Source organism: Campylobacter showae (assembly GCF_004803815.1).
Lineage (GTDB): Bacteria > Campylobacterota > Campylobacteria > Campylobacterales > Campylobacteraceae > Campylobacter_A > Campylobacter_A showae.
In genome coordinates, this window is record NZ_CP012544.1 from 1,894,766 (window position 1) to 1,906,691 (window position 11,926).

At 46.4% G+C, this 11,926-nt stretch carries 6 protein-coding genes; all 6 read left to right on the forward strand.

Features of this window, described 5'->3' with window-relative positions; all coding sequences use genetic code 11:
• The first annotated feature begins 146 nt into the window (after nucleotides 1–146).
• The 6 genes from CSHOW_RS09275 to crcB all read left to right on the forward strand — a co-directional run bounded on the left by CSHOW_RS09275 (nucleotide 147) and on the right by crcB (nucleotide 11,481).
• Nucleotides 147–2,852, forward strand: a complete 2,706-nt coding sequence (locus tag CSHOW_RS09275) for a DUF4214 domain-containing protein (protein ID WP_004321449.1) — start codon at nucleotides 147–149, stop codon at nucleotides 2,850–2,852.
• Between the two features lie 168 nt (nucleotides 2,853–3,020).
• Nucleotides 3,021–5,663, forward strand: a complete 2,643-nt coding sequence (locus tag CSHOW_RS09280; RefSeq protein WP_004321452.1) for a DUF4214 domain-containing protein — start codon at nucleotides 3,021–3,023, stop codon at nucleotides 5,661–5,663.
• A 340-nt stretch (nucleotides 5,664–6,003) separates the two neighbouring features.
• Nucleotides 6,004–7,506 carry a flagellin B gene (locus CSHOW_RS09285; protein ID WP_004321454.1) on the forward strand — a complete coding sequence of 501 codons (1,503 nt, stop codon included), beginning with the start codon at nucleotides 6,004–6,006 and terminating at the stop codon, nucleotides 7,504–7,506.
• 271 nt (nucleotides 7,507–7,777) lie between these two features.
• Nucleotides 7,778–9,886, forward strand: coding sequence for a type I DNA topoisomerase (gene topA, locus CSHOW_RS09290; RefSeq protein ID WP_004321457.1), 2,109 nt, complete (start codon nucleotides 7,778–7,780; stop codon nucleotides 9,884–9,886).
• Nucleotides 9,887–10,294: 408 nt separating this feature from the next.
• Complete coding sequence (locus tag CSHOW_RS09295) at nucleotides 10,295–11,134, forward strand: biotin synthase (protein ID WP_004321459.1); 840 nt, start codon at nucleotides 10,295–10,297, stop codon at nucleotides 11,132–11,134.
• Nucleotides 11,134–11,481 carry a fluoride efflux transporter CrcB gene (crcB, locus tag CSHOW_RS09300; protein ID WP_004321460.1) on the forward strand — a complete coding sequence of 116 codons (348 nt, stop codon included), beginning with the start codon at nucleotides 11,134–11,136 and terminating at the stop codon, nucleotides 11,479–11,481. Before CSHOW_RS09295 ends, crcB begins: the two co-directional genes overlap by 1 nt.
• Nucleotides 11,482–11,926 lie beyond the last annotated feature (445 nt).

Here is an 11,926-nt window from a genome sequence, read left to right on the forward strand (position 1 = left end):
AATTCTATGGAATAGTTATTGCTTATAATTCAGCGGTAAATGCTTGTTGTATTTTATGATTTTTTAGCCTAGATATCGTAATATACGATGTTTGTCATTTACTATCATTAGTACGTAGTACTAAAATTCACTTCTAAGGAGCCAATATGGCAGTAACGCAAGCACAAGTCGCCCAGCTTTATGTGGCATTGTTTAACAGAGCGCCAGAGGGAGCCGGATTAAACGCGTGGGTAAGCGCCGGAGCCGCTAAAACCCAAGCGCAAATAGCCGACGATATGCTCAAGGCGCCGGCCGTACAGTCGTATTTTAACGGCAGTATAGATACCGATAAAGGCTATATCGAAAATATCTATAAAAACATCCTCGGCAAGGACTACTCGCAAGATCCGGCAGGCATAGATGCGTGGGTAAGGCATCTACAAGCCGGCCATACCAGAGGCGAGACGCTAACGAAGCTTTTCGAGGTAGCGGCGTCGGCGGAGGCTAAGGCGGCCGATCCTAGGGCTGCTAAAATTTTCGAAAATAAATCCGCAGTCGCGGCCTATATGGCGGAAAAAATAGGCGATATCGGCAAAGACGGCAGCGGAAATTTCGACTACGCGCCGTTTCAGGAGATTATCAGGACGACGAACGAGTCAAATTTAGAAGCGCAAAAAGCCAAAATAGACGAGCTAGCCAGCAAAGGCGTCGAAAAGAGCCTAACCGACGGTCTGGACAACATAACGGGCACCGCGGGCAACGACGTATTTAACGGCGTTTACTACACAGGCAACGGCACGCAAAAATCTACTTTGTCGCCGCTTGATAAAATCGACGGCGGCGCCGGCAAAGACACGTTAAATTTGACCGTGTTTAAAAACGACGCTCCGCAAAATTTGACTACGACCGAGCTTCAAAATATCTTTAAAGGCGTAAGCAACGTCGAAAATCTAAATTTGATCTCGGAGACTGAGTTTGACGCCGGCGGAGTCAAATTTAACTTCGGGCTGGAAAATTTAAACATCTCTACCATAGGCGACGTGAGCATATCCGAGACCGACGCGACGAACAAAGTCTCCGTAAATACGACCGGCAAAGTTTCGCTAAACGCAAAAAATGCGCAAAGCATCGATATCTCGGCAAAATCGGACGTAACCTTGATCGCGCAAGACGCTAAAACCGTAAACGTAAACAGCGAAGGCAAGGCAAATATCGCCGCAACCGCCGCTCAGACGTTAAATTTGAAAGCTAACGGCGAAACCGAAGTCGCAACGAGCGCAAAAACCGTAAATATCGATCTAAAAAGCAAAACCAACGCTCTTAAAAACTTCACGACCCAAGCCGCCGATTTAACGCTTGCAAATTTAAAGATAAACGATACGTCGGGGAATAACGTACTCATCGCATACGGCGCCAAAAAGATCAGCGTGACGGACGTCGATTTTGGCGCCAACTCCATCCGAACCGACGAACGGGACGTGGATTTTACGATGTCTTACGCGGACGAAGGCCTAGCTAAACTATCTTCAAGTGCGGCCGATAAAGTAAAAACGTTAAATTTACACGCTAAAGCGGGTAAAAAAGGCCAGCTAGACCTGGGCAATATCACGTCGCTAACCAAGGTTGCGGTAGACGGCGGCATGAGAGAATTTGCTATGGACTTGTCCGCTCAAACAAATCTTACGAATTTCGACTCTAGCGCTTACGAGGGTAATTTCTCAAACCTAAAACTCAAAAACGTCCAAAACGCTACCGCAAAACTAGGCGGCGGGGACGATTTCGTAGAGATAGATAGCGCGGCAAATGTCCATAGGATCGATGGCGGCGCGGGCGAAGACACTATGGTCGTAACCTCCGCCGTAGCTACCGCGACGACAAATAAGCTTTCTCTTTTAAATTTTGAAAATTTAAAGATAACCGACGCCTTAAGCGGGGCCGTAGATATGACTAAATGGGCAAATTTGAGCTCCATAACGCTAGCCGGCGGAGCGGGAGCGGGAGCAAAGATAGATAATCTAGCGAATAACTCTACGATAGTCGTCGAAAACGTCGCGATCGCAAACGATATAGCCGTAAATATCAAAGACGCGGCGAGCGGCGCAGACGATACGCTAATCTTAAAGATAAATCCTAAAGCAAATACGACAGGACTGGACAACACCGGAAATTTCGTCATAGACGGCATAGAAAACGTCCGCATAGTCTCAAACGCCGATACGGCAAAAACCGCCGCAGCCAAAAACGTAATAAACCTAAACGCTAGCGACGCGACTAAATGCGCGCTATCGGGCGTCTACGTGAGCGGCGACGGCAATACCGAGCTAAAACTAGGCGAGAATATCGTAAAAATAAAAGGCGTTGACGCAAGCTCGCTAACAGGCAAATTTACCTTTGACGCGGGAAATCACGTCGAAAGAGGCGGCGTCGTAAAAGGCGGTAGCGGTGATGATACGCTAAGCTTCGGCTCGGTGGCAGGTCTTAAAATAACGGGCGGAGCGGGCAACGACGTCTTTAAGGTCGGCAAGCTAGGAGCGGAGGCGAATTCGCCTTTTGGCACGGACAAGCTAAGCTCCATAACGGACTTTAGCAAAGGCGACAAGCTATACACCGGAGGCGCTGCCGCGGAGTCAAATTCTATCGCCAAGTACGACTCAGACGCATCGCTAGACTTCGCCAACAACTTACGCGAAGCCGAAAAGGTGGCCGCTCAGCACGCGTCAAAGAGTGCGTATTTCACCTATCAGTCAAACACCTACATCGTTACGTCCGACGGCGTGCAAGGCGTAGGACAGGACGACTACGTGACCAAGCTAGCCGGCACGGTAGATCTAAGCGGCGCGAGAGTAGATAGCGATCACAATATCGTCTTATAGTTTCGCCTAAATTCATTTTTATCCTTCACAGCGGCAGGCCGATACAGTGCGGTTCTGCCGCCCAGATTTTCATTTTTTTTATCTACGATTTATCGACAATCAGGAATTTAATGCTATAATCGCCATGGAATTAAACAAAAATCCCAATTTACCCAAAGGAGGCCTTTTATGGCAGTAACAAAAGCACAAGTAGCCCAACTTTATGTGGCATTATTTAACAGAGCACCCGAAGGCGCTGGTTTAAACGCATGGGTTTCGGCAGGCGTTTTTAGAGATCAAGCGCAAACCGCAGACGCTATGCTACAAAGCCCTGCTATCGCAGCATATTTTAACGGCAGAATAGATACAAACAGAGGATATGTAGAAAATATCTATAAAAATATCCTAGGCAAAGACTACTCTCAAGATCCAGACGGCATCAACGCTTGGGTACGCCACCTAGAGCTAGGACACACAAGAGGCGAGACTCTAGTTACTCTTTTCCAAGTAGCAAGATCGCCTGAGGCTATCGCGGCAGACCCTACGGCAGCGGCGGTATTTGCAAACAAAACCGCTATCGCGGCATATATGGCTGAAAAGATAACCGACATAGAAAGCGACGGATCTGGTAACTTTAACTATGCTCCGTTCCAGCAGATTATCGAGACCACAAACAGCACCAACCTAGAGGAGCAAAAAGCTAAAATAGACCAGCTAGCAGACGCTGCAAAACCGGGAAGTAAAATTTTCACTACCGGAGTCGATACGCTTAAGGGTACCGAAGGCGACGATACTTTTAGCGCTGTTTACTATTCTGGTGACGGCGATAAGACTTCTACTTTGTCCTCTCTAGACACTCTAGACGGCTTAGGCGGTAAAGATACGCTAAAAGTAACCGTACTAAAAAACGGCTCAAATTCGGAGCTTGATCTAGACAATATCGATAATGCCATGAGAGGCGTAACCAACATAGAAAATTTAGAGATAAGATCAGAGGTAACAATAAAGGCTCCAACAGCACCGGCCTTGATGAGTAAACTAAACAAAGGTCTTGATAATCTAAGCATTACATCCCCTGGGGACATAAAGCTAGAAACCGATACCAAAGAAAAAGTAACTATAGATACGAATAAAATCGCCACTCTAACTGCGGATAAAGCAAAAGAGATATCCGTAAAAGGCGGAGATGATAGCGCTATATCTGCAAAAGAGGCTACAAAAGCTAGCATAAATCTAGGTACCAACACAAAAGTCCTAACCGTAGGCGCAAACGGACTAGATAAAGTCGAGGATTTAAGCCTAGCAAACTTAAAACTAGCGGCAGCGCTCACCGCGGCTAAACTAGTTAAAATTAACGTAAAAGACGTCGACTTTAACGGTGCCCAAATCGCAACCAACGAAGAAAAAGTGGATCTAACCACAAACTACACGGAAAAAGGCACGGCCAAGCTACAAGCAGACAATGCCACTCAGCTAACCATCCACGCTAACGGCGAAAAAGAGTCTACTATCGAGTTTGTTTCTGCCTCTCCTAATCACAACAAGTTAGAGAAAGTAACCTTTGACGGAAACGCAAAAGATCTAAAAATCAACCTACAACTAGAAACTGCGCTAAAAGACGTAAACGCAGCATCCTTTACCGGAAATTTCGCTGAACTAAAGGTCAAAAACATCGCCGGCTCGCAAGTGCTTTTAGGCTCAGGAAACGACGTAGTAGACATAGATGATACAGCTGCCGAACAAACGATCAACGGCGGAGCGGGAACGGATCTAATATCTATATCTACAACAATTGCAGGCGCTGGAGCGGATAAGGTAACGCTTAAAAATTTCGAAGGTATAAGAATTAATAATGCTGTTGCAAATGATATAGATATGTCAAAATGGGAAGGCTTTAATAATATCACCCTAGCCCAAGGCGCAAGTGCAGTCAAAAGTCTTACAAATGTCTTAAACAACTCTACTATAACGGTAGAAAAAAATGATTTATCAAACGACCTTAAAGTAGAGATTAAAGACGCAGATACCGGCACTGCCGATAAGTTAAATTTGGTACTAGATCCAAAAGACATCACAAATGGAAAGGTAAAAGGTCAATTTCAAGTAGACAATATAGAAAACATCGATATAGTGTCAAAATTGGACGAAAAAAAGATAGCTACAGCTGAAAATACCGTAAATCTAAAAGCTGGCGCCGACAAAGGCACTCTAGCTAACATAGTAGTAAAAGGCGATGCAAACTCAACAATACTAACTCTAGACGCCAATTTCAAAAAGGTAAAAACCGTAGATGCAAGCACTCTTAAAGGAAAATTTACATTTGACGCTAGCGGTCACCTTGATGAAAAATCAGTAATCAAAAGCGGAGCAGGCGACGATACGATAACCTTCGGCAGCAGATCAGGCGTAACCGTAACGGGCGGAGCGGGCGACGATACGTTTACGGTAACAAAGGTGGGCGCTGACCCGGCGGCATTCCCTGCATCAAAAACGGCTACTATCACGGACTTCTCTAAAGGCGACAAACTCAAAATAGGCGCAAATTTAGGAGCAACCATTGATCAAAATATTGCAAGATACGATTCAACAAAATCGCTAGACTTTGCAAACAACCTATCTAGAGCCCTAGACGTCGCAAATGCTGCAGGCAACAAACTAGCTTACTTTACCTACACCGATCCTGATAGCAATGCAACAGACACCTATCTAGTAAGATCAGACGCTACCGCTGGCATAAGCGCTGACGACTATGTAGTAAAACTAAACGGCATAGTAGATCTAGCCAATGCTACGCTTGCCGATGCTGGTACAAACCTGCAGCTAACCCTCTAATCTCCGCGATAAACCCCGACCTTTCGGGGTTTATCCTCTTTAAACTCTCAAATTTTCTCTCTTTCAAATTTTACCTAACGACTCAAATTTAACGATGGACCAAATTTGCGCTCAAATTTAATCCGCCGCACGTAAATTTGACGGCAAAAATCTAAATTTCGCCGCATCAAATTTAAAATAATCAAATTTGCACCGGCCGTAAAGCCCTAAAATTCGTCCTTCTCAATCAAATTTGAAAAAATCAAAAAAATTTTACCTCTACCCCTAAAGTTTTTTTGATTTCGTCCGATATAGTTTTTGAACGACAAGAAGTCGTAATTAAACTTTAAAAGGATTTACAATGAGTTTTCGTATTAACACGAACATCAACGCTCTAAACACACACGCAAACGCAGTCGGTAACAACCGCAACCTTTCTCTTTCTTTGGGTAAACTTAGCTCAGGTTTGAGAATACAAACTGCAGCAGATGACGCTTCTGGTCTTGCTATCGCTGATAGCCTTCGCTCTCAAGCTAGCGCGCTTGGTCAAGCTATCGCAAACGGTAACGACGCTATCGGTATCATCCAAGTAGCGGATAAGGCTATGGACGAGCAGCTAAAAATCCTTGATACTATCAAAGTAAAAGCTACTCAATCAGCTCAAGACGGTCAAACAAGCGATTCTCGTCAAGCGCTACAAGCCGACATCGTTCGCCTAATGGAAGAGCTAGACAACATCGGTAACTCTACGTCTTTCAACGGCCAGCAGTTACTAAACGGAACATTCTCCAACAAAGAGTTCCAAATCGGCGCTTACTCAAACCAAACAGTTAAAGCATCTATCGGCGCTACTACGTCAGATAAGATCGGTTTAACAAGATTTGAGAGCTCTAAGCTATTGACATTTGCAGGCGTAGTTAGCCTTACTTTCCTAAACGTAGACGGTATAAACAACGTAAAAGTAGCTGCGGCTACAATTTCAACCGGTCTAGGTAAAGGCGTAGGCGCACTAGCTGAAAACATCAATAAAGTAACCGATAAAACAGGCGTTAGAGCTACGTTTGATACTACATGGGTATCTAGTAAAGCTATCAGCGGCGGTCAGATCCTAAGCCTTGTCATCAACGGCGTAAAAATCGGCGACCTAGAAGTAAAAGCGGGCGATAAAAACGGCGCTTTGGTAAATGCTATCAACAAAGTTAAAGATCAAACAGGCGTAGAAGCATCTGTAAACACCGAAGGTAAAATGGTACTAACTAGCCGCGACGGTAGAGCTATAAAAATCTCAGGCGACAAAGTAAGTGCCGGCCTAGGCGGTAAAAGAGGAACATCTATGTTCATCGGACGCCTAAACCTAGTTCGCCTAGACGGTCGCGATATCAAGGTTTCAACAGGTGCAGGTACCGGAGACCTATCTGTAGCATTTAGTAAAACCGCTAACAGCCAGGGCGGCAACCAGCAGTCAGTAGCTCTAAGAGATATCAGAGGCCAGCTAGATCCAGACCTAGCAGCTGCTATGGGCTTCCAAAGAATGAGTAACGGCGTAATGACTTCTGCTCAATCAGCAGGCGTTATGACTCTACGCGGTGCGATGGCTGTTATGGATATCGCTGAGTCTGCTCAAAAAACACTTGACCAGATCCGCTCAGACCTAGGTTCTGTTCAAAATCAACTTGTTGCAACCGTAAACAACATCACAGTTACTCAAGTAAACGTAAAATCAGCCGAATCTCAAATCAGAGACGTTGATTTCGCTGCCGAGTCAGCAAACTTCTCTAAGTTTAACATCCTTGCTCAGTCAGGAAGTTATGCTATGAGCCAAGCTAACTCTGTTCAGCAAAACGTTTTAAGACTACTTCAGTAGTTAACACTTTAAGGCCGCTTCGGCGGTCTTAAATTTCAAAAACCCAAACACCAATAGTTAAGACATCTCCAAAAATAATGGTTAATGTAGGCGCCAAATTTGACGCCTGCTCTTTAGAAGTGAATTTTAAAGTCGAGTTTTACCCGCTCGACTTTTTGCTCCAAATTTTATCCCACTTTTCCAAGTCAAATTTAAATTCAAACGATAAATTAATGCCATTAGTTTAAATTTTTTGCTACAATTACCGCAAAAAATTAAAAAGGCTATATTAATGAAAAGCTTAATCATCGTGGAATCTCCCGCGAAAGCCAAAACGATAAAAAATTTCCTCGGAAGCGACTACGATGTCATCGCATCAAAAGGCCACATAAGAGATCTGCCAAAGACGGCATTTGGCATCAAGATAGAAGGTGAAAAATTTACACCCGAGTACAAAATAAGCGCCGATCACTCCGCGATCGTAAAAGAGATCAAAGAACTAGCCAAAAACGCCGACCAAATCTACCTCGCAACCGATGAGGACCGCGAAGGAGAGGCCATCGCCTACCACATCGCCGCAGCCATCGGCAAAAAGCCCGAAAGCCTGCCTCGTATCGTGTTTCACGAGATCACCAAAAGCGCCATCGAAGCCGCTTTAAAAAACCCGCGCACGATAAATATGGATAGCGTAAACGCGCAGCAAGCACGCCGTCTGCTAGATCGCATCGTGGGCTACAAACTAAGCCCGCTACTAAATTTAAAAATACAAAAGGGTCTAAGCGCCGGACGCGTACAAAGCGCCGCGCTAAAAATCATCGTAGACCGCGAACGCGAGATACGCGACTTTAAACCGGTCGAGTACCACAGTATCGACGCGGTTTTCAAAAAAGACCTCGACGCCGAGCTGGTTAAATTTGAAGAGCAAAAGATAGAAAAGCTAACGATAACAAACGGCGATAGAGCCAAATTTATCGTAGAAAATTTAAAAAACGACAAATTTAGCATCCGCGATATCGAAGCCAAAGAGCGCAAAACCGAGCCCGCACCGCCTTTTATGACCTCGACGCTGCAGCAAAGCGCGAGCAACCGCCTAGGCTTTAGCCCGAAAAAAACGATGATGATCGCGCAAAATTTATACGAGGGCGTGCAGACGCATCAGGGCTTTATGGGCGCGATAACCTACATGAGAACGGACAGCCTAAATCTCGCCAAAGAAGCCGTCGCAGCCGCGCGCGAGATGATCGAGAAAGAGTATGGCGAACGCTACCTGCCGGCGAAGGCTAAAATTTACGCAACCAAAAGCAAAGGTGCGCAAGAAGCGCATGAGGCTATCCGCCCGACAAATCTTAGCTTCACGCCCGCTATCGCCGCGCAGTATCTCGAAAAAGACGCGCTACGCCTCTACACGCTCATCTACAACCGCTTTTTAGCCTGCCAGATGAGCGCTAGCGTGAGCCAAACGCAAAACGTATTCGTCGCGGGCGCAAAGGGCGAGTTTAAAATCAGCGGCCGCAAGGTGCTATTTGACGGCTTTTACCGCGTTTACGGCGATATGGATAAGGATAAAATTTTGCCCGACCTAAAAATCGGCGACGAGATGAGCCTGCAAAGCATCAAAAGCTCGCAGCACTTCACCGAGCCGCCGTCTCGCTACTCGGAGGCCGGACTCGTTAAAAAGCTAGAAAGCCTAGGCATCGGCAGACCTAGCACCTACGCGCCGACCATCTCGCTACTAACCTCTCGCGACTACGTCAAGGTCGAGAAAAAACAGATCGTGCCAAACGAGATCGCTTTTACGATGATGGGCGTTTTAGAGGAGCATTTTAGCGATATCGTAGATAGCGAATTTACGTCAAATATGGAAGAAAAGCTCGACCATGTCGCCGAAGATAAAGCCGACTGGCAGAAGCTTTTGAGCGATTTTTATCATCCGTTTATGGATAAAATCTCAGCTGGCAAAACAGGCATAAAAAGCCAAAAGGTCGCCACTCCGATCGGCGAAAAGTGCCCTGAGTGCGGCGGCGAGCTACTACTGCGAAAGGGACGCTACGGCGAGTTTATCGCGTGCGGAAATTTCCCAAAATGCAAATACTCGCGCAATATCGCAAAGGAAGGGCAAGGCACGCAGGAAGGCGAAGCAGCCACAAAACCGAAAAAAGAGCTCAAAAAGATCGACGTGCCGTGTCCAAAATGCGGCGGCGATATCGTCGAGCGCATCAGCCGCAGGGGTAAATTTTACGGCTGCGCAAACTATCCAAAATGCGACTTCGTCTCAAACTACGAGCCGGTCGCGCAAAAATGCGACGAATGCGGCGGCGATATGATCAAAAAAGAGCTAAAAAAAGGGACGTTTCACGAGTGTACGAAGTGCAAGAAAAAGGTGCAAATCGTGGAGCAATAACGGCGGCTTGTCTTTTTGGTTTATACTTCGTTAGAAATTTCGCCGAAGCTCGGTTACATACTACTTGTATGCGCCCTCGCTCGGCTCATTTCCGCCTCGTCTAAACGCAAAAATACGTCGCCTTACAAATTTAAAACACGCTATTGCGCCGCACATTTGGAAACAAAATTTGATTCCAAATTTAACTAAGCCAAATTTAGCATTTTCGCGGTGCAGGTCTCGGTGAGTAAAATTTGCAAATTTGACTTCAAATTTGAAACAAAAATAGTCAAGGCGAAGTATTTTTGTCATAGACGAGGCGGATGAGCAAGGGCAAAGGAGTGTATATATAATACGTAACTGTAGCCCGCAGCGAAATCCAACGAAGTGTAGGGCAAAAAGACAAGCCGCTAAAAAAGGAATAATCTAATGAAAACTATTATGTTGTGTGCTATTTGTTCGGTGAGTTCTGGCAACTGCCCCGAGGACTGCGGCTACTGTACGCAAAGTGCGGGCATAAACGCCGATATCGAAAAATACAAAATCAAATCCGCCCAGCAAGTCGTCGCCGAGGCCAAGATCGCGGCAGCCAACCATGCGCTAGGCTTTTGCCTCGTCACTAGCGGCGCAAGGCTCACGGACAAAAAGACCGAGGAGATCGCCCGCCTCGCGCGCGCCGTAAATAAAGAAGTCCCAAACCTCATGCTGATCGCTTGCAACGGCATGGCGACGCTGCCGCAGCTAAAAGAGCTAAAAAGCGCGGGCGTGTTTAGCTACAATCACAACCTTGAGACCTCGCGCGAGTTTTTCCCGCAAATTTGCTCGACGCATAGCTGGGACGAGCGCTGGCAGACCAACATCGACGCCAAAGAAGCGGGGCTAATGCTTTGCACGGGCGGCATTTACGGGCTTGGCGAGAGCGAGGCCGACCGCGCGAGCTTGCAAGCTAGCCTTGCGAAGCTTGATCCGTTTTCTAGCCCGATAAATTTCTTTATCCAAAATGACGCGCTACGCGTCAAACGGCCGCCTATGGGAGCGGACGAAGCCCTACGGATCATCGACGACACCGTCCGCGCACTGCCTAACGCTCGCGTTATGATAGCAGGCGGTCGCGAGAAAATTTTAGGCGAACGTCAATACGAAATCTTTGATCACGGCGTATCCGCCGTCGTCATCGGCGACTACCTCACGACCAAGGGCGAGGTCGCCAGCCGCGATATCGCCGAGTTTAAAGCGCGCGGATTTAGCTTCGCGACGCTTTGCCACTGATGCAAAATTTGCTCTTAATCGGGTGCGGCGGATTTTTGGGGTCGGTTTGTAGAGCTGTTTTAAGCGGCGCGGTCGCTAAATTTTGCCCCGATTTTCCGCTTGCTACTCTTTGCGTCAATGCTCTTGGTAGCTTTTTGATCGGCGTACTACTCTCATTAAATTTGAGCGAAAATTTAAGGCTATTTCTAGTCGTCGGCGCGCTCGGCGGTTTTACGACGTTTTCGACGTTTAGCTATGAGACGGTGCGCCTTTTTAGCTCGGGACAAAATTTAGCCGCATTTTTAAACGCGTTTTTTAGCGTTTCTGTTTGCCTCGGGTTTTGTTATCTAGGCACCGTTATTCGCTGAAAATCTAAATTTTATGCACCTAGCTCAGCACCTTTAAAGTGCTAAATTTGGTTTTGTTAAATTTAAGATTCTCCAAATTTTTTTAGTTTTTCTTTTTCTTGGGTGGCGGAAGGGCTTTCTACTTACGGTCTGCTTGCAGCTACGAGCGAAGCGAAATAGAGCGCCCTTTTCCTTTGCGTCGTGCTACGCACTCGCAACTGCCGAAGGCAGACCCGCCCCCGTCTGCTTGCAGCTGCTAGCGCAGCGACGCAGAAACCCCACCAACCCCACTGCACGTGAGAGGTGTGGCGACACTGCTTTGCTGACGCAAAGCGTCGCAAATTTAAATTTATCGATTTTGCGGTGCGGGTCTTGGCGAGTAAAATTTGACTTCAAATTTGAACGTAAAACGATAAGGCGAAGTATCGTGAGATGATTTTTGGGGTTTTGAAGTTAAAATTTGACG

What these genes read in the sequence shown, in the direction of transcription:
- CSHOW_RS09280 (WP_004321452.1), top strand. Translation starts at nt 3,021, where the DNA reads ATGGCAGTAACAAAAGCACAAGTAGCCCAACTTTATGTGGCATTATTT.
- CSHOW_RS09275 (WP_004321449.1), top strand. Translation starts at nt 147, where the DNA reads ATGGCAGTAACGCAAGCACAAGTCGCCCAGCTTTATGTGGCATTGTTT.
- topA (WP_004321457.1), top strand. Translation starts at nt 7,778, where the DNA reads ATGAAAAGCTTAATCATCGTGGAATCTCCCGCGAAAGCCAAAACGATA.
- CSHOW_RS09295 (WP_004321459.1), top strand. Translation starts at nt 10,295, where the DNA reads ATGAAAACTATTATGTTGTGTGCTATTTGTTCGGTGAGTTCTGGCAAC.
- CSHOW_RS09285 (WP_004321454.1), top strand. Translation starts at nt 6,004, where the DNA reads ATGAGTTTTCGTATTAACACGAACATCAACGCTCTAAACACACACGCA.
- crcB (WP_004321460.1), top strand. Translation starts at nt 11,134, where the DNA reads ATGCAAAATTTGCTCTTAATCGGGTGCGGCGGATTTTTGGGGTCGGTT.